The following is a 26,926-nucleotide window of genomic DNA, read 5'->3' on the forward strand; positions in this document are numbered from 1 at the left end:
GAGGTAGGCAAAACCATTTTCTGGAGAGGGTATGTCTGCCGCACTGATTATTATTGACCTGATTGAAGACCTGGCAGGCCCGAAAGGGCGAGCTAACCATTGCCATGAACAGTTGGTGGCGCAAGATATCGTCGCCCACACCAATGCGGCTGCCGCTTACGCGCGGGTACGCAAAATTCCGGTCATCTGGGTGCGCGTCGGCTTCGCCGACGATTATCATGATATTCCCCCCCATTCCCCACTCTTCAACCACCTTAAACACATCGGAGCATTGCGCTTAAGTAACGGGGGCTGCCACTGGCTGAAAGGGCTGGAGGTAAAACCAGAGGATTTACAGTTCGAAAAAAAAGCAATTTCGGCCTTTGCCGGTAACAATTTGTTAGCCTGGTTACAGCAGCACCGCTGCCATCATTTGCTGCTCGGCGGTATCAGTACGTTGCTGGCGATCGAGAGCACCGCACGGCAGGCGCATGATGCCGGTTTCCAAGTCACGGTCTTACAGGATCTCTGCACCGCACCAACGGAAGAGATCCACCAGCAAAGCCTGGAAACGCTGCAAAACCTTGGCCGCGTCATACGCTCACAAGCCTGGATGCAGGGATAACAACCTGTTGATGCCCTGCCGCCACGGTAGGGCTAACGCGGGCATTTACCACATTTTTCATCACTGCTTTGACCATTGCGCTAATTTCCCTGTGCTACTATCCCATTCAGCACTCATTTCACAAGTCACTAACAAGCTGACCCTTTTGTATCGGGTACAGCGTGTTTACTCTATACAGGAATCACGATTATGTGGGGCGTACTTTCGGCTTCATTGTTTTTCTTACCCTTTAATCGGCTGTTTGCCGGGATCCTGTTAGCCGCTGCGGCAGCAATGGGAGTCTACCATCAGATCCTGACGCCACTGGGCCTGGCTTACTTGGTACCGATCGCCATGGCGATTTGGCTGCGCCAGCAATACCGCCAGCAGCGAGCCGCCGCACTCATTCTGGAAATCTTTCTGGTTGCCAGCTCTCTGGCGCTGTTTTGTCACCTGATTCCGGGCTTCAATAACCCATTGATGGTGGTACAAGAAAAAACCGGGCCATTGAGTTCCCCCTATTCCCTGTATTACAACTTCGACAAAGCCTTGGTGCCCTTCCTGCTGTTTGCCTGCCTGCCAACGCTATTCAACGCTGGCAAAACCGAGCAGCAGGTAGGCATTAGCGCTTGGGTGCTGCTGGTGTTAGCCGTTCCAGCCTTGCTGTTGCTGGCCGTAGCACTTGGTGGCCTGAAGATTGAACTGTATATGCCGACGTGGATCCTGGCGTTTATGATGGCCAATCTGTTCTTTGTTTCTCTGGCTGAGGAAGCCCTGTTCCGTGGTTATCTGCAACAGCGCATCCGCCAGTGGTTAGGTGCTTACCCTGCGTTAGTCATCACGGCATTGCTGTTTGGCGCTGCGCATTTTGCCGGTGGGATGCTGATGGTGATATTTGCTACGCTGGCCGGGGTGATTTATGGCTTGGCCTGGATGTGGAGTCGTCGTCTGTGGGTGCCGGTTGTTTTCCACTTTGGCCTTAATCTGACCCATTTATTGTTCTTCACCTATCCCGTGTATCAGCATCCGTAATCCTTCTGGCTGGCAGGTTTCCCTGCTGGCCAATACAGTGGAAGCGTTACCACTCATTCACCTCTCCTTAGGTTCAATCTATAGCTAACCCTCTTCTTTTTGACAATTCCCTCAATGTAAACGATTTCATTATTGGTGATAGATCACCTTTTTATCATCACAAGCGTGCTATCTTTCCCCCATTATTTCTGCTGCGTCTTGATCCATAATCGATCATGCAGTAGTGAAAACGATTACAGAATACCGACAGGTAGATGAAGGAAGCGTTATGTCCGATTTTAATCCCATCGATCACCCACATCGCCGTTTCAATCCGCTCACAGGCCAGTGGGTACTGGTGTCTCCTCATCGGGCCAAACGTCCGTGGCAGGGCCAGCAAGAATCACCCGCGCAGGAAACGCTGCCCGCGCACGATCCCGACTGCTTTCTGTGCCCCGGCAATCAACGCGTTACCGGCGATCAAAACCCCGTCTATCCCGGCACCTACGTTTTTACCAATGACTTTGCCGCGTTGATGCCCGATACGCCCCTGGCACCAGAAGCCCACGATCCGCTGATGCGCTGCCAAAGCGCACGCGGTATCAGCCGGGTAATCTGTTTCTCACCCGATCACAGTAAAACGCTGCCACAGCTCTCGCTACCCGCGCTGGAACAGGTGATCGCCACCTGGCAGGAACAAACCGCCGATCTTGGCCGCACTTATCCTTGGGTGCAGGTATTTGAAAACAAAGGGGCGGCGATGGGTTGCTCAAACCCTCATCCGCATGGCCAGATATGGGCTAACAGTTTCCTGCCCAACGAAGCCGAACGTGAAGATCGGTTGCAACAGGACTATTTCCACCAGCATCAGTCCCCTTTGCTGGTGGATTATGCGCAGCGTGAACTGGCTGATGGCAGCCGAACCGTGGTGGAAACCGAGCACTGGCTGGCGGTGGTGCCATATTGGGCTGCGTGGCCGTTCGAAACCTTGCTGTTACCCAAAGCCCCGGTGCAACGCCTGACTGAACTCACCGCCGCACAGAGCAGCGATCTGGCGCTCGCCCTGAAAAAACTCACCAGCCGTTACGACAATTTGTTCCAGTGCTCTTTCCCTTACTCGATGGGTTGGCACGGCGCGCCGTTCAACGCCGCCGACAATCGCCATTGGCAACTGCATGCCCATTTCTATCCACCACTGCTGCGTTCCGCCTCGGTACGCAAATTTATGGTGGGCTATGAAATGCTGGCAGAAACCCAGCGCGATCTCACCGCAGAACAGGCGGCAGAACGCCTGCGTGCAGTCAGTGATATCCATTATTGTGAAGCCGGAGTGAAATAATGAGCCTCAAAGATCATACTCAAACCCTTTTTGCCCAACACTTTGGCTATACACCTACCCTCACCATTCAGGCTCCGGGCCGGGTCAACCTGATTGGCGAACACACCGATTATAACGATGGTTTTGTCCTGCCTTGTGCGATTGATTACCAAACGGTGATTAGCTGTGCCCCGCGCAACGATCGCCAGATCCGGGTTTTGGCTGCCGACTATGATAACCAGCAGGATCTGTTCTCGCTGGATGCCCCGATCGTCAACCACCCTAGCCTGCGCTGGGCCGACTATATACGCGGTGTGGTCAAGCATCTGCAGTTGCGTAATGCGAATTTTGGCGGTGCCGATCTGGCGATCAGCGGTAATGTGCCGCAAGGGGCTGGGCTCAGCTCTTCGGCCTCACTAGAAGTCGCCGTCGGCCAGGCCATACAAGCGCTTTACCAATTACCACTCGATGGCGTCGCGCTGGCGCTGAACGGCCAGGAGGCCGAGAACCAGTTTGTCGGCTGTAACTGCGGCATTATGGACCAACTGATATCGGCGCTGGGTAAACAGGATCATGCACTGCTGATCGATTGTCGCTCACTGGAAACGCGTGCGGTGCCGATGCCGAAAAACGTGGCGGTGGTGATCATCAACTCCAATGTAAAACGAGGCTTGGTTGACAGCGAATACAATACCCGCCGCAAGCAGTGTGAAGAGGCCGCGCGCTTCTTTGGCGTTAAGGCGCTACGGGATGTCAGCCCGGAACTGTTTTTCCCGATCCAGCACGAGCTGGATCCTCTCGTTGCCAAGCGGGCACGCCACGTAATTAGCGAGAATCAGCGCACGCTGGCCGCTGCCGATGCGCTGGCTGCGGGCAATCTCAAACTGATGGGTAAACTGATGGCAGAATCACATGCATCTATGCGTGATGATTTCGAAATCACCGTTCCCGCCATCGATACGTTGGTTGAGATTGTTAAAAACACCCTTGGCGATCGCGGTGGCGTGCGCATGACTGGCGGCGGTTTCGGTGGTTGCATCGTAGCGCTGATGCCGCTGGATTTGGTGGAGCCGGTACGCGCGGCGGTAGCACGGGAATATCCTCTGCAGACCAATGGGTTACAGGAAACTTTCTATGTCTGCAAAGCGTCGCAAGGAGCAGGCCCATGCTGACCGATACAGCCCCTGACGGCCAGCCGTTTATTCTCACCACCCTGCGCAATGCCGCTGGGATGACGGTCACGCTGATGGACTGGGGGGCTACCTGGCTTTCTGCCGTGTTGCCGCTGAAATCGGGAGAAAAACGTGAGCTGCTGCTGGGCTGCAAAACACCGGCAGATTATCTGCATCAAAGCGCCTATCTAGGGGCAACCGTTGGGCGCTATGCCAACCGCATTGCACACGCCAGCCTGTTGCTTGATGGCAAACCGCACCCGCTGGTAGCCAATCAGGGAGAACACCAGTTGCACGGCGGGCCAGCAGGGTTCCACAACCGCCGCTGGCAAATCGTTGCCCAGAACGAGCAACGGGTGGTTTATCAACTGCATTCGCCTGACGGTGACCAAGGGTTTCCCGGTAATCTGGACGTTACCCTGGAATACCGGCTTACCGACGATAACCGGCTGGAAATCGGCTATCAGGCCCTGGTCGACCGCGCCTGCCCGGTCAATTTGACCAACCATGCCTATTTCAACCTGGATGGAGCAGGTCACGATGCGCGCCAGCAGCGTTTACAACTGTTTGCTGACCACTACCTGCCGGTAGACAGTGCTGGTATCCCCTGTGCTGACTTAACCGAAGTAGCAGGCAGCGGCATGGATTTCCGCCAGCCGAAAACCCTGTTGCAGGATTTCCTGCATGACCACGATCAACAGTTGGTAAAGGGCTATGACCATGCCTACCTGCTGCACCGCACCAGTAGCCGATTAGAAACCCCGGCGGCACATCTGTGGTCGGCTGACGGCCAAGTCAAATTAACCGTATTCACCAGTGCCCCGGCTTTGCAACTCTACAGCGGTAATTACCTGGCTGGCACACCCGCGCGTGAAGGCGGCACCTATGCCAACTATGCCGGTGTGGCCTTGGAAACGGAATTTTTGCCCGATAGCCCAAATCATCCCGAATGGCCGCAACCGGATTGTTGGCTGCAACCCGGCCAAGTTTATCAGAGCGCCACGCATTATCAGTTTAATCCTATCTGACCCACCACGCCCCTCGCCACGCGGCCAGGGGCGGTATGGTTATAAATACTTACCCTTTTACCCTTCTATCCCGCCAGCGGTGAACTTTCCTTATTCCAAACCCAGGTCTAGAATCAAACGGCGGTGATAAGCGCAACATGTTGTGCTTAATCACAATTCTCGGCCATTCTGGCCGGTCAATAGCTGAAGGAACACCTATGCGTCTGATTACTGCACTTCCATTACTCGCAGGTCTCATGTTGAGCACCCATCTGATGGCTGCTGACACCGCAGCAAAAACGCCTTCTCCGGCGCAGGCAGCCCAGCAGAAGCGTATGACCGATTGTAATCAACAGGCCTCCAGTCAATCACTGAAAGGCGATGAACGTAAAACCTTCATGAGCAGTTGCCTGAAATCCGAGGGGCACCAAACAGAAAAGGCCCTCACACCGCAACAGCAGAAAATGAAAAACTGTAACGCCGATGCTGCTCAAAAGAGCCTGAAAGGCGATGAGCGTAAAACCTTCATGAGCAACTGCCTGAAAAAGTCAGCCTGATCGCATTAACTCTCCGGCGTGTTTGAATCGATCTCACTCGCGCCGCTGTTAGCTCCCCACCGACCAAACTGCACGATTCCGCATGCCTTGTGGCCAGAAATTGACTATGGTTAAACGATGGTCGATTGTTTGTAAACTGCTACCAAACATGCTGGGCATATTGATTGCCGAGCCACCGGATGCAGTAATATAATGATTATCGTTATCATTAAAAATAGTGAGGAGCTAAGCTATGGCTGTAACGAAACTGGTTTTAGTGCGTCACGGCGAAAGCCAGTGGAACAACGAAAACCGCTTTACCGGTTGGTATGATGTTGATCTGTCTGACAAAGGTCGTACCGAGGCAAAGGCAGCAGGTAAGCTGTTAAAAGATGAAGGCTTTGCTTTCGACTTCGCTTACACCTCAGTGCTAAAGCGCGCGATCCATACGCTGTGGAATATTCTGGATGAACTCGATCAGGCCTGGCTGCCAACTGAGAAATCCTGGAAGCTGAACGAGCGCCACTACGGTGCTTTGCAAGGCCTGAATAAATCTGAAACCGCTGAAAAATACGGTGATGAGCAGGTGAAACAGTGGCGACGTGGCTTTGCCGTGACGCCGCCGGAGTTGAACAAAGATGATGAGCGTTACCCAGGCCACGATCCACGCTATGCAAAGCTGACCGACAAAGAGCTACCCACCACCGAAAGCCTGGCTCTGACCATCGATCGTGTGATCCCTTACTGGGACGCAGAAATCCTGCCGCGCATCAAGAACGGTGAACGCGTGATCGTGGCAGCACACGGTAACTCGCTGCGTGCTCTGGTGAAATATCTGGATAACCTGAGTGAGGATGAAATCCTCGAGTTGAACATCCCAACCGGCGTGCCGTTGGTGTATGAATTCGACGAAAATTTCAAACCGGTAAAACATTACTATCTGGGTAATGCCGATGAGATCGCTGCCAAAGCGGCTGCGGTCGCCAACCAGGGTAAAGCGAAATAACCCTTCGCGGTAAAATGCAAGAAGCCCCCGGTTTTTAACGCCGGGGGCTTCTTTTTTAGCGACTGCCGGGAGTTAACTGCGGCGCGCTTTCACCGCAGCAGCCAGCTCACGCAAGACGCTTTCGGTATCTTCCCAACCGATGCAGGCATCGGTCACGCTCTTGCCGTAAACCAGCGGCTCACCGCTTTCCAGGTTCTGATTCCCTTCCACCAGATGGCTTTCGATCATGACCCCGATAATAGCTTTCTCACCGCCACGAAGCTGCTTACAGACGTCTGCGCTCACATCCATCTGCTTCTTAAACTGCTTACTGCTGTTAGCATGGCTGAAATCAATCATCACCAGTGCTGGCAAGCCTGCTTTCGCCAAGCCTTCCTTCACTTCTTTTACATGCGCAGCGCTGTAGTTGGGCTCTTTGCCACCACGCAGGATGATATGGCAATCGCCATTCCCGCCCGTATTAACAATCGCCGAATGCCCCCATTTAGTAACAGACAGGAAGCAGTGTGGCGCACCGGCAGCGTTGATAGCGTCAATCGCAACCTTAATAGTGCCGTCAGTGCCATTCTTGAACCCTACCGGGCAGGACAGGCCAGAAGCCAGTTCGCGGTGCACCTGAGATTCCGTAGTACGAGCGCCGATGGCTCCCCAGCTCATCAGATCCCCCAGGTACTGTGGGGTGATCATGTCAAGGAACTCACCCGCAGCAGGCAGGCCGCTGTCATTGATATCCAGCAGCAGTTTACGCGCCAAACGCAGGCCATCGTTGATCTGGAAGCTGTTGTCCATATGCGGATCGTTGATCAGCCCTTTCCAGCCAATGGTAGTACGCGGTTTTTCAAAATAAACCCGCATTACCACTTCCAGTTCGCCGTTCAGTTCTTGACGCAGCTTCAGCAGGCGCGCGGCATACTCTTTTGCCGCTTTGGTATCGTGAATCGAGCAAGGACCAATCACCACCAGCAGGCGATCGTCATTGCCACGAAGGATTTTGTGAATCGCATTGCGAGCTTTTGACACCGTTTCCGCAGCCTGTTCAGTGGCCGGAAACTTCTCCAGCAGAGCCACCGGAGGCAGGAGTTCCTTAATTTCTTTTATGCGTAAATCGTCGTTTTGGTAATTCATAGCTTTTCCATTCGGTATCGGGAAGGTGTATTTCGCAGCGTTTATCATGAGATCCCAACAATCTAGCCTGTGAGACTGGTGCTGTAAATCACCTTTGGCGTGCATATGCCCTAAATATATCGTTCCAGCTTGCACGATTAGCCAAGGACGGTGAACTCAGGAGCGGCCTCCTGAGTTCTGGATTGCTGCATTATGCTACAGAAGACAGTGGGCGGGAATGATTTCGGGTGGCGGCGCGGATCCACAACCAGGAACCGTTGAGGGCGATCAACGTCAGAATAACGTACTCCAGCGCCATTGCGTATACGCCCTGGTAGGCAAAAATTGCGACACTGATGACATCAATCACCACCCACAGTAACCAGTTTTCAACGTATTTGCGCGTCATCAAAATCATCGCCGCAATCGACAACACCATCATCGTTGAATCCCAGAACGGGAAAGCATCCGGCTGCAATTCAGGCATTTGCACACCCAGGCCAAGTGCCTGCATCGCCGTGACCGAAATCTGTGTCAGGGAGGCAAACACGCGATCGATATTAAAGGTCATCAAGGCAATGCCCAAAATACAGATCGCCCCCCACATCAGCGCTTTAGGCAGCGACAGCCAGCGGATCTTCAGTTCAGCCTGATGATCCTGCGTCTGACGGCTCCAAGCATACCAGCCGTAAATATTCGCCACGAAGAAAAACAGCTGTAACAGCAGGCTGGCGTAAAGCTGGATCTGGAAAAAGATCACCGCAAACAGCGTCACGTTAATCAAGCCAAACAGATAGTTGATGATTTTCTCTTTGCTGGCATACCAGATGCACAACAAGCCAAACAGCGTACCGATAGCCTCAATCCATGACAGATCGTAACCCCCAGCACCAAGCGGAATGTGAACCAAAATATTGCTGGTACTAAAAAAACTCATCTCGCTATCCTTATCATCGAACGGTTAATCGGCAATCAGGCATTCCCTTTCACCGGCATTTTCAACTGGGCGGCAAACGCCAGCATGCGGTTAAGCGGGATCAACGCTTTTTCACGCACGGCTCTATCAACAAAAACCTCATGCTGGGCACCGCCCTGTTCCAGCCCTTCAGCGATCGCTTGCAAGCCGTTCATCGCCATCCACGGGCAATGCGCACAACTGCGGCAGGTTGCTCCCTCACCAGCCGTCGGAGCTTCAAACAGCTCTTTATCTGGGCAAGCCTGCTGCATTTTGTAGAAAATACCGCGATCGGTGGCGACAATCAGTTGCGGATTGGGCAACGCTCTCGCCGCCTGAATCAGTTGGCTGGTTGAACCTATCGCATCAGCCAAATCGACGACTGCTTGCGGTGACTCGGGATGCACCAATATTGCCGCTTCTGGGTAGAGTGCTTTCATGCGTATTAGCGCTTGGGTTTTAAACTCGTCATGGACGATACAAGCGCCTTGCCAGCACAACACATCGGCTCCAGTCTGCTTCTGTACATAATGGCCAAGATGGCGATCGGGTGCCCAGATAATTTTCTCACCCAGGCTATCGAGATGTTCTATCAGCTCAACGGCAATACTCGACGTGACGACCCAATCTGCGCGTGCTTTCACCGCTGCCGAGGTATTGGCATAAACCACAACCGTGCGATCTGGATGCTGATCGCAAAATGCCTGAAATTCTTCCTCTGGGCAGCCGAGATCGAGCGAGCATTCGGCATGCAGCGTCGGCATCAGCACGCGTTTCTCTGGGCTGAGGATCTTGGCCGTTTCCCCCATAAAACGCACACCGGCCACCAACAGGGTTGAGGCTGGATGGTTGCTGCCAAAACGCGCCATCTCGAGTGAATCCGCCACGCAACCGCCTGTCTCTTCGGCCAATGCCTGGATCTCTGGATCGGTATAGTAGTGAGCCACCATCACCGCATCACGCTGTTTGAGCAAGGTTTTGATTTTCTGCCGATAAAAAGCCTTTTCGGCTGCATCTAGCGGCACCGGTTTCGGCGGGAAGGGGTACACCGCCGCGTTGACATCAAACATTTCACTCATCGCTATCGTCTCTGTGCTAGGCTGTCCGTCTGCTTGTCAGGCTCTCATTTGCCCTCACAAACGCCCTCGTTTTATATACTAAACAAAATACCTAAAACCTAGCGAAAAGTCGCTGACATTTTTCGATTAACCGTGCCTATTGTTTAGCAGATTGAAAATTTAAGCCTAAACCAGATAATTGAATGGTTAACACGGGGTTTTAAGGGGGCGATCTGAATAGCTGAATTTGAAAACTGAGATTAAGTCGGTTGGGGAAGCAGAGGCAGTGCAGGATTGCTCGAGTTTACATCGTGAGACCAGATCTTGACGATTCTCATCCTTCACGATTTAACTTTATGCCGATGTCTTAGAGATGGTGGGTCGTGCAGGATTCGAACCTGCGACCAATTGATTAAAAGTCAACTGCTCTACCGACTGAGCTAACGACCCGCAGAGTGGTGGGTGATGACGGGCTCGAACCGCCGACCCCCTCCGTGTAAAGGAGATGCTCTACCAACTGAGCTAATCACCCACTGCTGTGGTTACTGCTATATTGCTCGACTTGACGTCTTCAGCTTCTTATTGTTTACGAATTTGCATTTTGCTCATTCGCTAAGAAGTTGGTGGGTCGTGCAGGATTCGAACCTGCGACCAATTGATTAAAAGTCAACTGCTCTACCGACTGAGCTAACGACCCACTGCTGTGGTTACTGCTATGCTGCCCGACTTGAAGTTTTAAGCTTCTTATCGTTTACGGATTTGCATTTTGCTAATCCGCCAGGAAATTTGGTGGGTCGTGCAGGATTCGAACCTGCGACCAATTGATTAAAAGTCAACTGCTCTACCGACTGAGCTAACGACCCAATTTCCTCGTTGCTTTAACGTCTTGCAAGATGTCTTGGCAACGGCGGCATATATTACTAATTTCTCTTGGCAGCGCAACCTAAATTTTGGCTAAATCGGTTTAACTGCTTGTTCTTCACGCGAACAAGCCCAGAAACCGGTCAAAATGACTAACTTCTGGGCTTGTTTATAGCTTACAAACTGGCTTGACGCTTCTTGGCCTGCTTGGCAGCATCGCTGGTTGGGTACTGCTTGATCACCTGCTGGTAAACGGCCTTGGCTTTATCCGTCTGGCCTTTTTCCTGCATGATCACCCCAACTTTAAACATAGCGTCCGGTGATTTGGGTGACTTTGGGTAATTCTTCACCACCACCGCATAATAGTAAGCCGCATCCTCTTTTTTACCTTTGTTGTAGAACAACTGACCTAACCAATAGTTGGCATTAGGAAGGTAAGTGGACTTCGGATACTGCTTTGTGAAGGATTGAAAAGCAGAGATAGCCTGATCATACTGCTTTTTTTCCAGCGCCAATGAAACAGCCGCGTTGTAGTCGCTGTTCTCATCGCCGGTACTCGCCGGAGTCTCTGCCGCAGCAGCAGGTGCACTGCTGTCAGCGCCCGCAGATGCCGCCGTAGCCGCCGCTGCACCACCGGCTGCAGCAGCCTGTGTGCCGCCCTGGCTGAGACTATCCATCTGCTGATAGATCTGTTTCTGACGTTCAACGACCTGATTCAGCTGATACTGACTTTCCTGGATCTGCCCACGGAGAGTATCGATATCACGTTGATTATCAGAAAGTTGTTGCTGAAGTTGGTTTAAAAGCTGGCTCTGAGCATTACTGATGCGCTCAAGCGAAGTGACACGGTCTTCGACCGAGCCGGAGCCGACATTACTGATTGGCGCTTGGGCAGTAGCGGCCCATGGGACCGCTACGCCAACCAGTAACGACAGACCCAACAGGTGACGTCTGAAGTTACTGTTCATGTGATTCTCTTAGTAAACCAGAACGGCACGACGGTTTTTAGCCCAAGCCGCTTCGTCGTGGCCCAGTACCGCTGGTTTCTCTTTACCGTAAGAAACGATAGAGATCTGGTCAGCAGAAACGCCTTTACCTTGCAGATACATTTTCACTGCGTTAGCACGACGCTCGCCCAGTGCAATGTTGTACTCTGGTGTACCGCGCTCATCCGCGTGGCCTTCAACGGTCACTTTGTAAGACGGGTTGTTGCGCAGGAATGCAGCGTGCGCATCCAGCATCTGAGAGAACTCAGAGCTGATGTCATATTTGTCAAAACCGAAGTAAACAATGTTGTTTCTCTGCAGTTCTTGCATCTGCAGACGTGCTTGCTCTTCAGAAGACAGGTTGCTGCTGCCATTCTCCATACCGTTACCAGCACCCATACCAGACTGGTCATTATTCGCGCTTTTGTTAGAACTACAGGCCGCCACAGCCAGAACTGGCAGTGCCAGCAGTAGAGCTTTCAGCACTTTGTTCAGTTGCATTTCTTTGATCCTTTTATAGTTTGCTATACATATTTACACATGCATCACAGATACGGCGACCAGGCAGGTGATTTAACCTGTCCATCAGTTGCCGGAAGACGCGCTTTAAAACGTCCATCAGTCGATACCAACTGCAGGACTGAGCCCATACCTTGCGTGGAGCTATAGATCACCATAGTACCGTTTGGTGCGATACTCGGCGTTTCGTCCAGTTGCGTGTTCGTTAATACCTGAACAGCTCCAGAAGTCAGATCTTGTTTGGCAATATGCTGAGAACCACTGTTAGAACTCACCATCACCAGGAACTTGCCGTCCGGGCTCACGTCAGAGTTCTGATTCTGAGAACCTTCCCAGGTCAGACGCTGTGGTGCCCCACCGTTTGCATTGATTTTGTAAATTTGCGGGCGGCCACCCTGATCGGAGGTATATGCCAGAGACTGGCTATCCGGGAACCAGCTCGGTTCGGTGTTGTTGCTGCGGCCATCGGTAATCTGGCTGATCTGGCCAGAAGCCAGATTCATCACATACAGATGCAGGCTGCCACTCTTCGATAAAGCAAAGGCTAAACGAGTGCCATCGGGTGAGAATGCCGGTGCCCCGTTGTGACGCGGGAAGGAAGCCACCTGACGCACAGAACCATTGGACAGCGTCTGGATAACCAGTGCCGAACTACCGCTTTCAAAGGTCACGTAAGCCAGCTTGCTGCCGTCTGGTGACCAGGCTGGTGACATCAGTGGCTCTGGTGAACGGTGTACGACAAACTGGTTATAGCCGTCATAGTCTGATACGCGCAGTTCATACGGGAATTGCCCACCGTTGGTCTGCACCACATAAGCGATACGGGTACGGAAAGCCCCTTTGATACCGGTCAGCTTTTCAAACACTTCATCACTGGCGGTGTGGGCAGAGTAACGCAACCACTGTTTGGTGACCTTGTACTGATTCTGCGCCAAAATGGTACCTGGAGCCCCTGAAGTATCCACCAACTGGTAGGAAACCAGATAGCTGCCATCAGCACCGGGCTGCACTTGGCCGACAACCACGGCGTCGATACCCAATGCAGTCCAAGCCGCCGGTGTTACCTCAGAAGCCGTGGCCGGTTGCTGCGGCATACGTGCTGCATCAATCGGGTTGAATTTGCCGCTGTTGCGCAGATCTGCGCCGACAATTTGACCGATATCTTCCGGTGGCGTGCCTGGGCCCGCCCACTTAAATGGCACCACGCCAATCGGGCGAGCGGAGTCGACCCCTTGGGTGATTTCAATGCGAACTTCCGCGTGCAGCACGGATGCCCACAGGACTAACAAACCTAACATTACTCGAAATGCCTGCTTCATCTCATCTCCCATATCCAGGCGGGATGCCCGCGATAAATTAGCAGAATTTTAACAAACCAACGCAAACAAAACTACGTTTACCCAGAAAATCTCGAATTTTCAGCGAACAACGCTGCAAACTGCAAGATAATGGGTAAGATCCCTGTTGGTTACCTTAGTACGTCCTTGCATTTTACTCAGTTAAAACAACCAGTACTGCGGTTTGAATATGAGAGGAGCCATTTCTCTCCACCATACACGTCCAGTCCTGTAACTACTTAGGATTAAAGTCAATGGGGGCATTTTTAAATGCCTCATAAACTTCTTTACTCGGCGGTTTTGGTATTTTCGCCTGTCTAGCCGCTGCTAGAGCTGCCTGGCAAAGCGCAGGATCGCCACCTTCAACTTTCGCATCAATCAAGAGACCATCCGGAGCAAGTTTGATTCTCAATCTACAAGTGCGCCCCTTGTATGAAGTCCAGTCATAAAATTTGTTCTGTATTGAATTCTGTATCTGGCTACCATAGCTATCCAAATCGGCACCACTAGCTCCTGCGGTCTTGGCATTGCCTTGACCTGCCGGTTTACCATCGCCTTTAGCCTTGGCACCGGCTTTCGGCGCATTTTTGCCATCTGCCAAACCACCAAACAGATCATCGACTTCAGCAGACTGCTTCGCTGCCTCAGCCGCCGCCTTCTTCTTGGCATCCGCCGCTTTTTTAGCTTCCGCAGCCTTCTCAGCAGCGGCAGCCTTTTTCGCTTCTTCCGCCGCCGCTTTCTTCTCGGCTTCAGCAGCGGCCTTTTTCTCCGCCGCCTCAGCGGCTTTCTGTGCCGCAGCAGCCTCAGCCTCTTTCTTCGCCTCTTCTGCCTGCTTTTTGGCAGCGGCAGCAGCGGCGGCCTCTTTCTTGGCTTCTGCCTCGGCTTTCTTCTGCGCCTCTGCCTGGGCTTTGGCTATTTTATCTGCCTCGGCTTTGGCTTTTGCTGCAGCCTGCTCAGCGGCTTTCTGCTGTTCTTTCGCCTTAGCCGCTGCAAGTTCTGCTGCTTTCTGCTGTTCAGCCGCCTGTTGCTGCTGTTCGGCAGCCTTTTTCTGCTGCTCAGCCTGTGCTTTTGCATCCTGTGCTGCTTTTTCCTGCGCAGCCAAGCGTGCCTGTTCAAGCTCTTTCAAACGCTGTTGTTCCACAGCCTGTTTCTGCTGCAGTTCTTCCGCCTGCTGCTCCGCCTTCTTCTGGCGTTGCTTTTCGGCACGCTGCGCATCATTGCTTTGCTGTTGTTGGCGATTATATTGCTCCACCACCGCCCCAGGATCGACCATCACGGCACCGACCACGGAACCGTCGCCGCCACCGCCAGCGCTCATTTCAGCGTTTTCGTGCAGCGATCCCCAAATCAACAGGGCAATCAATATGATGTGCAGAACCACCGAAACAATAACGGCGCGGTTCAGCTTATCGTTTTGCTCAGTTGCCTTTACCAAAATAGAGTCCCAAAAACTGGTGCTTAAACGGGGTTTCTGCTGATTGCAGAAACCGGGTTGCCTCTCACCTTGCGGTTAGATTGGCTGGGTCATCAGCCCCACGGAAGCGACGCCCGCCTGATGGAGAATATTCAATGCCTTGATAATCTCATCATAGGGTACTTCCTTTGCCCCACCGATCAAAAAGACCGTCTTCGGGTTAGCCGCCAAACGCGACCGGGCTTCAGCCGCAACCTGCTCAGGCGGCAACAGCTCCATACGATTATGATCCGCCACCAAGGTATATTGGCCGACACCGGAAACCTCCAGAATCACTGGCGGATTATCATCGCTGGATACCGTTTTGGAATCTGTCGCATCAGGCAAATCAACTTCAACGCTTTGAGTGATAATTGGAGCCGTTGCCATAAAAATCAGTAACAGCACCAACAGCACATCCAGCAACGGAACGATGTTGATTTCTGACTTCAGCTCACGACGGCTACGACCACGAACTTTCGCCATGCTACCTCCTACTTATTTGCTGTCGCTGGAGAAGGCCTGACGGTGCAGAATCGCGGTAAACTCTTCCATAAAGTTGTCGTAATTCTGCTCAAGCTTGTTAACACGCTGGTTAAGGCGGTTGTAGGCCATCACGGCAGGGATCGCGGCAAACAGACCGATCGCGGTAGCGATCAAGGCTTCTGCGATACCCGGTGCCACCATCTGCAGCGTGGCTTGCTTGACTGCGCCCAACGCAATAAAGGCGTGCATGATCCCCCATACGGTACCAAACAGACCGATATATGGGCTGATAGAGCCTACGGTACCGAGGAAAGGAATATGGGTCTCCAGCGTTTCGAGCTCGCGGTTCATCGATATGCGCATTGCACGTGATGCCCCTTCGATCACTGATTCTGGCGCATGGTTATTGGCACGGTGCAAACGGGCAAACTCCTTGAAACCAGAATAGAAGATTTGCTCAGAGCCCATCAGGCTATCGCGGCGCGCCTGGCTTTCCTGATACAAACGGGAAAGCTCAATACCGGACCAGAATTTGTCTTCAAAGGCTTCGGCGTCACGCGTAGCCGCATTCAATATGCGGGTACGCTGGATGATAATCGCCCATGAAGCCACTGAGAAACCTATCAGAATCAGCATGATAAGTTTAACCAGCAGGCTTGCCTTCAAGAATAAATCTAGGATGTTCATGTCAGTCACTGCTTAAACTCCGCGACAATAGACTTAGGAAGCGCTATCGGCTTCATTTGGTGTGGATCAATGCATGCAATCAACACATCGGCCTGACTCAAAAGAGTACCGTCAGAATTGATAATGCGTTGAGCAAACGTGAGAGAGGCCCCACGCATTGAGGTGATTTCACTCTGCACCTCCAGCAGGTCATCAAGACGCGCTGGCAACAGATAATCGACCGTCATGCGCCGGACGGCAAAAGCGACATGTTCCTTGAGAAGCTGCTGTTGATGAAAGTTATGTTGACGCAGCATCTCTGTGCGCGCTCTTTCATAAAAGGCGACGTAGCGGGCGTGGTAAACCACACCGCCGGCATCGGTGTCTTCGTAATAGACACGAACCGGCCATCGAAACAACGTATTACTCACGATACTTCCAAGCCAATGCAATTTAACGTTGCTACTATACGCAAGACGGATCGGGTTGGGAATGGGTGACAGGAATAATTATGGGCCTGAATGGCCCATAACATGCGGATATGCTGCAGATTATAAAGAAACGTAAAGTAATCCTGCGGCCAGAATTACTATTGCAGGCAATGGCGCGAAAAATGCTCGCCAGAACACATTCTGGGGCCGAAAACCGACGCCGTGAACCATGCCCGCACATACCGCCCATATCAGCAGGATCCCCTGCCATATTTCCAGTGAGCTGGTACGCGCCGCAAAACGGCTGGGATCCCAGAAAATACAACCCGCTAAAATCAGCGCCAGTATCAATGAAAGGGCCCGAATGGGGCCCTTGTCAGTGATAGCGTTCAGCTTGTCAGAAAGCGATGAACTCATTACTTACTGTCTTGCTGTGCTTTTGAATCTTCACTGTGCTCAAGTGCCAGAGCCGTAATGATACCGAAGGCGCAGGCAAGAAGCGTTCCGAGGATCCAGGCAAAATACCACATGGTTTAGCTCCTTTTGCTTAGTACAGTGAATGCTTGTTGTTTTCGATGAACTGCTTATCCAAGCGCCCAAACATTTTGTAGTACGACCAGCAGGTGTACGCCAGAACGATTGGCACGAAGATAATCGCCACAATAGTCATCACTTTCAACGTCAGCAGGCTAGAAGTCGCATCCCACATGGTCAAACTAACGTTAGGCACGGTGCTTGAAGGCATCACAAACGGGAACATAGTGACCCCGGCCGTCAAGATCACACAGGCAATCGTCAGCGATGAGGTCAGGAATGCCCATGCCCCTTTCTCCAGGCGGGAGAACAGGACAGTAAACAACGGCAGAACCACACCCAGCGCCGGTAGCGCCCACAGAATTGGATATTTGTTGTAGTTGATCAGCCAAGCACCCGCTTGATGAGCCACTTCTTTACGCAACGGGTTGGACTCCGCCGCAGTATCCAGAACCGAGGTCACCACAAAGCCATCAATCCCTTTCACCAGCCAGATACCCGCCAACAGGAAGCAGACAGCCATCACCAAAGTCGCGACCTGTGCCGCAGCGCGTGAACGCAGGTGCAGTTCACCTGTGGTACGCATCTGCAGATAAGTTGCCCCCTGGCTGACCAGCATCGTCAGGCTGACAATACCTGCCAACAGTGCGAACGGATTCAGCAGTTGGAAGAAATTGCCGGTGTAGAACAGGCGCATGTATTCATTAATGTGGAACGGTACCCCTTGCAGCAGGTTACCAAACGCCACACCGAATACCACCGCAGGCACAAAGCTGCCGATGAAAATGCCCCAATCCCACATATTACGCCAGCGGCTATTCTCCAGCTTCGAACGGTAGTCAAAACCGATCGGACGGAAGAACAACGCAGCCAACACCAGGATCATGGCGATATAGAAGCCTGAAAACGCGGCAGCATAAACCATCGGCCAGGCAGCAAACAGCGCCCCCCCGGCAGTGATCAGCCACACCTGGTTACCGTCCCAGTGCGGAGCGATAGAGTTGATCATTACCCGGCGTTCGGTATCGTTTTTAGTCAATACAGGCATCAGGATACCGACACCCATATCAAAACCATCCGTTACCGCGAAGCCGATCAGCAATACGCCAACCAGAACCCACCAGATAAATCGTAGTACTTCATAGTCAAACATAAGTGGACTCCTGTTTAGCGCGCTGCTTCCTGCACGGCGGCAGTCGGTTGTTCAAAATGATAGCGGCCAGTTTTCAGGCTGCTTGGCCCCAGACGCGCAAACTTGAACATCAGGTACATTTCGGCCACCAGGAACAGGGTGTACAAGCCGCAAATCAGCCCCATCGAGAACAGGATATCGCCTGCAGTCAACGAAGAAGTGGCTACTGCTGTTGGCAGCACCTCACCGATTGCCCACGGCTGACGACCATACTCAGCGACAAACCAACCGGCCTCTACTGCAATCCAAGGCAATGGAATGCCATACAGCGCTGCACGATGTAACCATTTCTTCTCGCCAATACGGCCACGCAATACGCTCCAGAACGACATGCCGATGATGAACAGCATGATCACGCCGCAAGCCACCATGATACGGAACGAGAAATACAGCGGAGCAACACGCGGAATCGAGTCGTTAGTTGCCTGTTGGATCTGCTCTTCTGTCGCGTCAGTCACGTTTTCGGTATAACGCTTCAGCAACAGGCCATAGCCCAAGTCCTGCTTGATATTATTGAATTCTGTGCGTACAGCAGGATCGGTATTGCCACCACGCAGGCTTTCCAGCAACTGGTATGCCTTCATACCGTTACGGATACGAACCTGGTGCTGCGCCATCAAATCCCGCAAGCCAATAACCGGGGTATCAAAGGAGCGGGTAGCAATCAGGCCGAGTGCCCATGGGATTTGAATCGCAAAGGAGTTCTCCATTCGCTCCTGATTCGGTATACCGAACAGAGTAAATGCCGCTGGAGCAGGTTGAGTATCCCATTCGGCCTCAATGGCAGCCAGTTTGGTTCTCTGCACGTCACCCATTTCGTAACCAGATTCATCACCCAGCACGATAACGGAAAGAATCGCAGCCATACCAAAGCTGGCAGCAATCGCAAAAGAACGCTTGGCAAATGCGATATCACGGCCTTTCAGCAGATAGTAAGAACTGACACCAAGAATGAACATGGCACCGGTGGTATAACCTGAAGCCACGGTGTGAACAAACTTCACCTGTGCAACCGGGTTCAACACCAGTTGGGAGAAGCTGACCATCTCCATACGCATGGTTTCGAAGTTGAAGTCAGAAGCGATCGGGTTCTGCATCCAACCGTTGGCAACCAAAATCCACAAAGCAGACAGGTTTGAGCCAAGAGCGACAAACCAGGTTACCGTCAGGTGCTGTACCTTGCTCAGGCGATCCCAGCCGAAGAAGAACAGACCTACCAGCGTTGACTCGAGGAAGAACGCCATCAGACCTTCGATAGCCAACGGGGCCCCGAAGATATCACCGACGTAGTGAGAGAAATATGACCAGTTAGTCCCGAACTGAAACTCCATGGTCAAACCGGTGGCCACACCCAGAGCGAAGTTAATTGCAAATAACTTGCCCCAGAATTTGGTCATATCTTTATAAATTTGTTTGCCGGACAGCACATATACCGTTTCCATAATTGCTAACAAAAACGCCATACCCAGCGTTAATGGAACAAATAGAAAATGATACATAGCTGTTAAAGCAAACTGTAAGCGCGACAGTTCGACAATATCAAACATCTTGACTCCTTGCTCCTCGCAGGAAGACTCCGACTTGCGGTTATCGGTATGACTCCGTGAAGAGTATCCGGTAACGCCCCGCAGTGAATGCCCTTAAAAACAACAAATTTGATCCCGTCTGCCCACTTTCAATCGCACATTCACTGCCAGACCCTAGTAGCTGGGAGTCAAACATACCGATGAAAACCGACAGCGGATAACAAATGCAACAAGACTTACCATCCCTAATTACACAATGGCATGATACTCGCCAAATCCCATACAATAAATAGGTTTTTACGTGACATGGCTTAGACTTTTGGCGACAGGTCAAAAAGAAGCCTAAAGAGGTATTCAAGCTTATTTTGATCCAGAACAATTTAAGCCTATCTGCATATTATTTCCAGATTCTATTGCGTATTTTCACGTAACTTTCCTGCTGCTATGTTGCGTAATAGTTTAATTGTTTTTTATTGATACTTTTGTGTTAAATAAATGTAATTTAAAATAATCATCGCTGTGTTAATTGAGGATAATCATTCGAGATATATTAACTTTTTATTTCCAATAATTAATTGCAGTGATTTAACTCACAAATTGACTTGCAACTTATTAATCATAGACCATATTGAGAGATTGATCGCAAATCATGTAAATATAGGAGAATGGCTATGGTAGTTACGTGGATTCAGGCCAAAAACCGCTTTTTTGAACGCCCTGCAATCGATAGTTCAAGGGATAAAAAAGGCCACTCATAGAGTGGCCAAACATGTCGAAAAACTGTTTTATCTTTAAATATCAGCGATTCAAGACGGCTTTCACTGCGTCACCGATGTCAGCCAGGCTGCGCACGGTTTTGACGCCAGCAGCTTCCAGAGCCGCGAACTTCTCATCCGCAGTACCTTTACCACCAGCAATGATGGCGCCTGCGTGGCCCATACGCTTACCTTTCGGCGCAGTAACACCCGCGATATAGCCAACAACCGGCTTGGTCACGTGATCTTTGATGTAAGCAGCCGCTTCTTCTTCAGCGCTACCGCCGATCTCACCGATCATCACAATCGCTTCAGTCTGCGGATCTTGCTGGAACATCTTCAGAATATCGATAAAGTTAGAACCTGGAATCGGATCACCACCGATACCTACACAGGTTGACTGGCCCAAACCCGCATCGGTCGTTTGTTTTACCGCTTCATAAGTCAGCGTACCTGAACGGGAAACGATACCCACTTTGCCTGGCAGATGGATATGGCCTGGCATAATACCAATTTTACATTCACCTGGAGTGATCACGCCTGGGCAGTTAGGGCCGATCATGCGTACACTGGCTTCATCCAGCTTCACTTTCACCGTCAGCATATCCAGCGTTGGGATGCCTTCAGTAATGGTGATGATAAGCTTAATGCCTGCATCAATCGCTTCCAGGATGGAGTCTTTACAGAACGGCGCGGGAACATAGATGACCGAGGCGGTTGCACCGGTAGCTTCAACCGCTTCACGCACAGTGTTAAACACTGGCAGGCCCAGATGCACGGTACCACCTTTACCCGGTGTAACACCGCCGACCATTTTTGTTCCATAAGCAATAGCCTGTTCAGAGTGGAATGAACCTTGGCTACCGGTGAAACCCTGGCAAATGACTTTGGTGTTCTTATCAATTAAAATGGACATTATTTCCCCTCCACTGCCGCAACAACTTGCTGAGCCGCATCTGTCAGGCTGGTCGCAGCAATGATATTCAAACCGCTGTCTGCCAGTTTCTTGGCACCCAGTTCGGCATTGTTCCCTTCCAGACGCACGACTACCGGGACGTTAACCCCAACTTCAGCAACGGCGCCAATGATACCGTCGGCGATCAGATCGCAACGCACGATACCACCAAAAATATTCACCAGAACCGCTTTCACTTTGTCATCGGACAGAATGATTTTGAATGCTTCGGTCACGCGCTCTTTGGTTGCACCACCGCCCACATCCAGGAAGTTGGCAGGTTCACCACCGTGCAGTTTTACGATGTCCATAGTGCCCATCGCCAGACCAGCACCGTTGACCATGCAACCGATATTGCCGTCGAGAGCCACGTAGTTTAGCTCCCATTGAGCCGCACGGGATTCACGCTCATCTTCCTGAGACGGATCGCGCATTTCGCGCAGTTCAGGCTGGCGGAACAAAGCATTGCCATCCGCACCCAATTTACCATCCAGGCAAATCAGGTCACCCTGCTTGGTGATCACCAACGGGTTGATCTCAACCATCGCCAAGTCGCGCTCCAGGAACAGTGTTGCCAGACCCATAAAGATCTTGGCAAACTGATTGACTTGCTTGCCGGTCAACCCCAGTTTGAACGCCAGCTCGCGCCCTTGGTAAGGCTGTGGCCCTGCCAGTGGATCGATGACCATTTTGTGAATCAATTCCGGCGTTTCTTCCGCAACTTTTTCAATCTCGACGCCACCTTCAGTGGATGCCATGAACACCACGCGACGGCTCGCACGGTCAACGACAGCACCCAAATACAACTCTTTGTCGATATCCGTTGCTGCTTCCACCAGAATCTGGTGCACCGGCTGACCCAATGCATCAGTCTGATAAGTCACCAGACGTTTACCCAACCAGGCTTCAGCAAAAGCACGAATGTCTTCTTTGCTGTTAACAACTTTAACACCGCCAGCTTTACCGCGGCCACCAGCATGAACCTGACATTTCACCACCCACGGGCCGGAGCCGATTTTAGAGGCGGCTTCTTCTGCTTCACGCGGTGTAGTACAGGCGTAACCGGTTGGTGCCGGCATACCATACCGAGCAAACAGTTGTTTTGCCTGATATTCGTGTAAATTCATGATGTTCTATCCATTCAGGTCTGAAAAGTTTTAGCCTGTCACCTTCAAACAATCTCAGTACAGGCCACATAGCACAGAGTTTAGGTGCGGTAATTACCGCACCTTGGCAGGGATTAAACGTCTAACAACAAACGAGCCGGATCTTCCAGCATCTCTTTTACCGTCACCAGATAACCTACGGATTCACGGCCATCGATCAGGCGATGATCATAAGACAGTGCCAGATACATCATCGGTTGAATCACAACCTGGCCGTTAACCGCCATCGGGCGATCTTTGATCGCGTGCATGCCCAAGATGGCGCTCTGTGGTGGGTTGATGATCGGCGTGGACATCAGGGAGCCAAAAACACCGCCATTGGTAATGGTAAAGTTACCACCGGTCAGTTCTTCCACCGTCAGTTTGCCGTCACGGCCTTTGATCGCCAGATCTTTAATTTTCTTCTCGATATCCGCCATGCTCATGGTGTCTACGTCACGCAATACCGGCGTCACCAGCCCACGTGGAGTCGATACCGCAATGCTGATATCAAAGTAGTTGTGGTAAACCACATCACTACCGTCGATAGAAGCATTCACTTCTGGGAAGCGTTTCAGGGCTTCGACTACCGCTTTAATGTAGAAGGACATAAAGCCCAAACGTACACCGTGACGTTTTTCGAAAGCCTCACCATATTGCTTGCGCAGATCCATGATCGGCTGCATGTTGATTTCGTTGAAAGTCGTCAGCATTGCGGTGCTGTTCTTCGCTTCCAACAGGCGCTCTGCCACACGCTTACGCAGGCGGGTCATCGGCACGCGTTTTTCGCTACGGCCACTCAGAGCAGGCTGCGGTGCTGAAACTGCGGCTGGCTTATCCGCCTTCTTGCTGCTGGCCAAGTGGGCTTCCACGTCTTCGCGGGTGAGACGCCCACCGACTCCGCTACCTTTGATAGCGGCAGCGTCGAGATCGTGCTCAGCAATCAGGCGACGGATCGCCGGGCTCAGTGTGTCGTTATTCTCTTCTTCCAGACTCGCTGTGGCGCGCTGTGCTGGGGTGGCTTCTTTACTCAGCGGTTTCGCTTCGGTCGGCTTGCCGGAGCTGTCACCTGGACGGATACGCCCAAGGATCTGGCGAGAGGTTACCGTTGCCCCTTCATCTTCCAGAACCACATCAAGGATCCCCGCTTCACTAGCCGGTACTTCCAACACCACTTTATCAGTTTCGATCTCAACCAGAACCTCATCACGCTTTACCGCATCGCCTGGTTTTTTATGCCAAGTGGCTACGGCTGCATCAGCAACCGATTCAGGAAGTTCAGGAACCAGAATGTCTACGCTACTCATTAGCTTTCCCTTAAGTTTTTTACCCTTGATCTTGCAAAGTGCAGTAAGGCTGGCAGTTATTTCCCCCAGGCAGTGGGTTAGCCACATGCCTGGGGAATGATTCGATACCGCCTTACCGCCCCTTGAAATCTATAGGGTATTAATCAATGTTTAACGCATCATTGACCAGAGCCTGCTGCTGCTTCTGGTGTACGGACAGATAACCCACCGCCGGAGAGGCGGAGGCTGGGCGCCCGGCGTAACGTAAAGAAGCCCCAAATGGGATCACTTCGCGGAAATTGTGCTGACTGCAGTACCAAGCTCCCTGGTTCAGCGGCTCTTCCTGGCACCAGACGAAATCATGCACATGCGCGTACTGCTCCAAGACCGCCTGAACTGCCTGATGCGGGAATGGGTACAATTGCTCAATGCGTATGATGGCAACGTCTTTCTGGTCATTCTTACGGCGCTGTTCCAGCAGATCGTAATAAACCTTACCGGAACACAGCACGACGCGTTTCACCGCCTGCGGATCCAGTTCGTCGATCTCACCGATAGCCAGTTGGAAAGTGCCGTTTGCCAATTCTTCCAGAGAAGACGTCGCCAGCGGATGGCGCAGCAGAGACTTAGGCGACATCACCACCAACGGACGGCGCATACCGCGCAACGCCTGACGACGCAGCATATGGTAGACCTGAGCTGGTGTAGACGGGATGCACACTTGCATGTTCTGCTCTGCACACAGTTGCAGATAGCGCTCAAGGCGAGCAGAAGAGTGCTCTGGCCCCTGGCCTTCGTAACCGTGCGGTAACAGCATCACCAAGCCACACATCCGGCCCCATTTCTGCTCACCAGAACTGATGAACTGATCAATCACCACCTGCGCACCGTTGGCGAAATCACCGAACTGCGCTTCCCAGATAGTCAGTGTACGTGGTTCAGCAGTGGCATAACCGTATTCGAACGCCAAAACGGCTTCTTCCGACAGGACGGAATCCCAAACTTTGAACTCACCCTGCCCGCTATGAATGTTAGCCAATGGAACATAAACCGAACCATTTTTCTGGTTGTGCACCACGGCATGGCGATGGAAGAAGGTGCCACGACCAGCATCTTCACCAGAGATACGGATTGGGATGCCTTCATCTGCCAATGTGGCATAGGCCAGCGTTTCAGCCGCGCCCCAGTCAAATGCTTTATTACCCGCAGCCATCTCAGCCCGATCAGAGTAGATTTTCGCTACGCGCGACTGCATTTCGACCGCTTCAGGCACAGTGCTGATACGACGAGCCAGCTCCTGCAGACGCTTCATCTCAACCTTGTTTGGGTACGCTTCGTCCCATTCGTGATTCAGATACGGCGACCAGGTAAAGGAATGCAGGTTCATTGGACGCCATTCTTCAACCACACAATCACCGCGATCCAGGGCATCACGATACAGGTTGACCATTTCAGTGGCATCTTCCAGGCTGGCAATATTCTGCTCAGCCAAAACATCAGCGTAAATCTTGCGTGGCGTTGGGTGCTTCTTGATCTTCTGGTACATCACCGGCTGGGTTGCACTTGGCTCATCGGCCTCGTTATGCCCGTGGCGGCGATAACAGACCAGATCGATCATCACGTCACGCTTAAAGGTATTACGGAAATCCAGCGCCAGACGGGTAACAAATGCCACAGCTTCTGGATCGTCAGCATTCACATGGAAGATCGGTGCCTGAACCATCTTGCCAATGTCGGTACAATACTGGGTAGAACGCGCATCCAACGGGTTAGAAGTCGTGAAACCAACCTGGTTGTTGATGACGATGCGTACCGTCCCCCCCACTTCATACCCACGTGCCTGCGACATGTTCAGGGTTTCCTGAACCACGCCTTGACCAGCAATGGCGGCATCGCCGTGGATAGTAATTGGCAGCACCATGTTGCTACGCGCTTCATCCAGACGATCGCGACGGGCGCGCACTGAGCCCATCACTACCGGGCTGACAATTTCCAGGTGCGACGGGTTGAACGCCAATGCCAGGTGAACCATGCCACCTTCAGTTTCGACATCAGAAGAGAAGCCCTGGTGATATTTCACGTCGCCAGTGCCCAGGTGTTCTTTATGTTTGCCAGCAAACTCGTCGAACAGGTCGGCAGGTTTTTTACCCAGTACGTTGATCAGTACGTTCAGACGCCCACGGTGCGCCATACCCAGCACCACTTCACGAGTACCGTTTTTACCCGCATGGCGTATCATTTCTTTCAGCATTGGCACGAGTGCATCGCCACCTTCCAGCGAGAAGCGTTTCGCACCTGGGAATTTAGCACCAAGATAACGCTCCAAGCCTTCCGCTGCGGTCAGTTCGTTCAGGAAACGATGCTTCTCGGCGGCAGAAAAACTGGCCTGCCCCACAACCGATTCAATACGCTGTTGGATCCAGCGTTTTTCTTCGGTATTGGTAATGTGCATATACTCTGCACCAATGGAGCCACAGTAGGTCTGCTTCAGCGCGGTATACAGATCGCCTAACTTCATGGTGTCTTTGCCGATAGCAAAAGACCCCACGTTGAAGGTTTCCTGGAAGTCGGCTTCACTCAAGTTATGATAGGCAAGACTAAGATCGGGAACACGCTCCTGCTGCCACAAGCCGAGTGGATCAAGGTTGGCATGCTGATGCCCACGGAAACGGAAGGCGTTGATCAGTTGCAATACCTTGACCTGTTTAGCATCAGTTTCAGGATCGTTGATAGCGGTGCTGTAACGTGAAGAGTCTTTCGCCAGGCGGCGGAAGTAGTCTCGCGTTTGGGAGTGGAGCTGATCGGGTTTAACACCCGCAGTTGGTAGCTGTTGAAAAATGGAACGCCAACTATCTTCAACGGAACTCGGATCGGTTAAAAAGTCTTCATAGAGCTGCTCTATGTAGGACTGGTTCGCGCCCGCCAGATAGGAGGAATCCAGCCAGGCCTTCATTGCGCCGTTCTGCATTATGATCCCTTAAGCTTTAAAGCTTCAGTTTTCGCCGTGGTTAACATAATTACCGTGATGGTACGGTTTGCCGTAA

Annotated in this window: 25 protein-coding genes and 4 tRNA genes; 7 read left to right on the top strand and 22 right to left on the bottom strand. The window is 52.0% G+C overall.

The window, feature by feature from the left end; translation table 11 throughout:
• The first annotated feature begins 31 nt into the window (after positions 1–31).
• From IV04_RS18100 to gpmA, 7 genes are all read left to right on the top strand, one after another.
• Positions 32–604 (top strand): cysteine hydrolase family protein, encoded by a 573-nt coding sequence (locus tag IV04_RS18100; RefSeq protein WP_037398176.1) that lies wholly within the window; start codon positions 32–34, stop codon positions 602–604.
• A gap of 189 nt (positions 605–793) precedes the next feature.
• The gene (locus IV04_RS18105; RefSeq protein WP_037398178.1) at positions 794–1,615 is read left to right on the top strand and encodes a CPBP family intramembrane glutamic endopeptidase; all 822 of its coding nucleotides are present in this window, start codon (positions 794–796) and stop codon (positions 1,613–1,615) included.
• 268 nt (positions 1,616–1,883) lie between these two features.
• A complete protein-coding gene (gene galT, locus IV04_RS18110) occupies positions 1,884–2,933 on the top strand; it encodes a galactose-1-phosphate uridylyltransferase (protein ID WP_037398180.1) in 1,050 nt (349 codons plus the stop codon).
• The gene (galK, locus tag IV04_RS18115) at positions 2,930–4,084 is read left to right on the top strand and encodes a galactokinase (RefSeq protein ID WP_197062169.1); all 1,155 of its coding nucleotides are present in this window, start codon (positions 2,930–2,932) and stop codon (positions 4,082–4,084) included. The genes galT and galK overlap by 4 nt, the downstream gene beginning before the upstream one ends.
• Positions 4,078–5,112: a galactose-1-epimerase gene (gene galM / locus IV04_RS18120; RefSeq protein WP_037398186.1), complete on the top strand. Its 1,035-nt coding sequence runs from the start codon at positions 4,078–4,080 to the stop codon at positions 5,110–5,112. Before galK ends, galM begins: the two co-directional genes overlap by 7 nt.
• A gap of 197 nt (positions 5,113–5,309) precedes the next feature.
• Positions 5,310–5,648, top strand: a complete 339-nt coding sequence (locus IV04_RS18125; protein ID WP_037398190.1) for a PsiF family protein — start codon at positions 5,310–5,312, stop codon at positions 5,646–5,648.
• Positions 5,649–5,880: 232 nt separating this feature from the next.
• Positions 5,881–6,633: a 2,3-diphosphoglycerate-dependent phosphoglycerate mutase gene (gene gpmA / locus IV04_RS18130; RefSeq protein WP_037398193.1), complete on the top strand. Its 753-nt coding sequence runs from the start codon at positions 5,881–5,883 to the stop codon at positions 6,631–6,633.
• Positions 6,634–6,705: 72 nt separating this feature from the next.
• Here the strand turns inward: gpmA and aroG are convergent, their stop codons facing one another.
• The 22 genes from aroG to sucA all read right to left on the bottom strand — a co-directional run bounded on the left by aroG (position 6,706) and on the right by sucA (position 26,850).
• Complete coding sequence (gene aroG / locus IV04_RS18135) at positions 6,706–7,758, bottom strand: 3-deoxy-7-phosphoheptulonate synthase AroG (protein ID WP_037398196.1); 1,053 nt, start codon at positions 7,756–7,758, stop codon at positions 6,706–6,708.
• A gap of 190 nt (positions 7,759–7,948) precedes the next feature.
• Complete coding sequence (gene pnuC, locus IV04_RS18140) at positions 7,949–8,674, bottom strand: nicotinamide riboside transporter PnuC (RefSeq protein ID WP_037398199.1); 726 nt, start codon at positions 8,672–8,674, stop codon at positions 7,949–7,951.
• Between the two features lie 35 nt (positions 8,675–8,709).
• Positions 8,710–9,771 (bottom strand): quinolinate synthase NadA, encoded by a 1,062-nt coding sequence (gene nadA / locus IV04_RS18145; protein WP_037398201.1) that lies wholly within the window; start codon positions 9,769–9,771, stop codon positions 8,710–8,712.
• Between the two features lie 353 nt (positions 9,772–10,124).
• Positions 10,125–10,200 (bottom strand) — tRNA-Lys (locus IV04_RS18150).
• A 6-nt stretch (positions 10,201–10,206) separates the two neighbouring features.
• A tRNA-Val gene (locus tag IV04_RS18155) sits at positions 10,207–10,282 on the bottom strand.
• A gap of 89 nt (positions 10,283–10,371) precedes the next feature.
• Positions 10,372–10,447: transfer RNA gene (locus tag IV04_RS18160), tRNA-Lys, on the bottom strand.
• 90 nt (positions 10,448–10,537) lie between these two features.
• Positions 10,538–10,613, bottom strand: a tRNA-Lys gene (locus IV04_RS18165).
• 174 nt (positions 10,614–10,787) lie between these two features.
• On the bottom strand, positions 10,788–11,579 hold the full coding sequence (gene cpoB, locus IV04_RS18170) for a cell division protein CpoB (protein WP_037398203.1): 792 nt from the start codon (positions 11,577–11,579) through the stop codon (positions 10,788–10,790).
• A gap of 9 nt (positions 11,580–11,588) precedes the next feature.
• On the bottom strand, positions 11,589–12,098 hold the full coding sequence (pal, locus tag IV04_RS18175) for a peptidoglycan-associated lipoprotein Pal (RefSeq protein WP_037398206.1): 510 nt from the start codon (positions 12,096–12,098) through the stop codon (positions 11,589–11,591).
• 44 nt (positions 12,099–12,142) lie between these two features.
• Positions 12,143–13,435, bottom strand: a complete 1,293-nt coding sequence (gene tolB / locus IV04_RS18180) for a Tol-Pal system beta propeller repeat protein TolB (RefSeq protein ID WP_037398209.1) — start codon at positions 13,433–13,435, stop codon at positions 12,143–12,145.
• Positions 13,436–13,688: 253 nt separating this feature from the next.
• Entirely contained in the window at positions 13,689–14,888 is a 1,200-nt protein-coding gene (gene tolA / locus IV04_RS18185; RefSeq protein ID WP_037398212.1) for a cell envelope integrity protein TolA, read from the bottom strand.
• Between the two features lie 75 nt (positions 14,889–14,963).
• Positions 14,964–15,392, bottom strand: coding sequence for a colicin uptake protein TolR (gene tolR, locus IV04_RS18190; protein ID WP_037398215.1), 429 nt, complete (start codon positions 15,390–15,392; stop codon positions 14,964–14,966).
• Between the two features lie 12 nt (positions 15,393–15,404).
• Positions 15,405–16,088 carry a Tol-Pal system protein TolQ gene (gene tolQ / locus IV04_RS18195; RefSeq protein ID WP_037398218.1) on the bottom strand — a complete coding sequence of 228 codons (684 nt, stop codon included), beginning with the start codon at positions 16,086–16,088 and terminating at the stop codon, positions 15,405–15,407.
• Complete coding sequence (ybgC, locus tag IV04_RS18200) at positions 16,085–16,489, bottom strand: tol-pal system-associated acyl-CoA thioesterase (protein WP_037398221.1); 405 nt, start codon at positions 16,487–16,489, stop codon at positions 16,085–16,087. Before ybgC ends, tolQ begins: the two co-directional genes overlap by 4 nt.
• A 120-nt stretch (positions 16,490–16,609) precedes the next feature.
• The gene (gene ybgE / locus IV04_RS18205; RefSeq protein WP_037398223.1) at positions 16,610–16,906 is read right to left on the bottom strand and encodes a cyd operon protein YbgE; all 297 of its coding nucleotides are present in this window, start codon (positions 16,904–16,906) and stop codon (positions 16,610–16,612) included.
• Positions 16,906–17,019, bottom strand: coding sequence for a cytochrome bd-I oxidase subunit CydX (gene cydX, locus IV04_RS25395; RefSeq protein WP_072010923.1), 114 nt, complete (start codon positions 17,017–17,019; stop codon positions 16,906–16,908). The genes ybgE and cydX overlap by 1 nt, the downstream gene beginning before the upstream one ends.
• Positions 17,020–17,036: 17 nt before the next feature.
• The gene (cydB, locus tag IV04_RS18210; protein WP_037398225.1) at positions 17,037–18,176 is read right to left on the bottom strand and encodes a cytochrome d ubiquinol oxidase subunit II; all 1,140 of its coding nucleotides are present in this window, start codon (positions 18,174–18,176) and stop codon (positions 17,037–17,039) included.
• A gap of 14 nt (positions 18,177–18,190) precedes the next feature.
• Positions 18,191–19,762 (bottom strand): cytochrome ubiquinol oxidase subunit I, encoded by a 1,572-nt coding sequence (cydA, locus tag IV04_RS18215; RefSeq protein WP_037398228.1) that lies wholly within the window; start codon positions 19,760–19,762, stop codon positions 18,191–18,193.
• Positions 19,763–20,539: 777 nt separating this feature from the next.
• Positions 20,540–21,412: a succinate--CoA ligase subunit alpha gene (gene sucD / locus IV04_RS18220; protein WP_037398230.1), complete on the bottom strand. Its 873-nt coding sequence runs from the start codon at positions 21,410–21,412 to the stop codon at positions 20,540–20,542.
• A complete protein-coding gene (gene sucC, locus IV04_RS18225; protein ID WP_037398232.1) occupies positions 21,412–22,578 on the bottom strand; it encodes an ADP-forming succinate--CoA ligase subunit beta in 1,167 nt (388 codons plus the stop codon). The genes sucD and sucC overlap by 1 nt, the downstream gene beginning before the upstream one ends.
• A 113-nt stretch (positions 22,579–22,691) precedes the next feature.
• Positions 22,692–23,903, bottom strand: a complete 1,212-nt coding sequence (gene odhB, locus IV04_RS18230) for a 2-oxoglutarate dehydrogenase complex dihydrolipoyllysine-residue succinyltransferase (protein ID WP_037398235.1) — start codon at positions 23,901–23,903, stop codon at positions 22,692–22,694.
• Between the two features lie 139 nt (positions 23,904–24,042).
• Positions 24,043–26,850: a 2-oxoglutarate dehydrogenase E1 component gene (sucA, locus tag IV04_RS18235; RefSeq protein ID WP_037398237.1), complete on the bottom strand. Its 2,808-nt coding sequence runs from the start codon at positions 26,848–26,850 to the stop codon at positions 24,043–24,045.
• Positions 26,851–26,926: the final 76 nt, after the last annotated feature.

It is taken from the genome of Serratia sp. Ag1 (assembly GCF_000743355.1).
Lineage (GTDB): Bacteria > Pseudomonadota > Gammaproteobacteria > Enterobacterales > Enterobacteriaceae > Chania.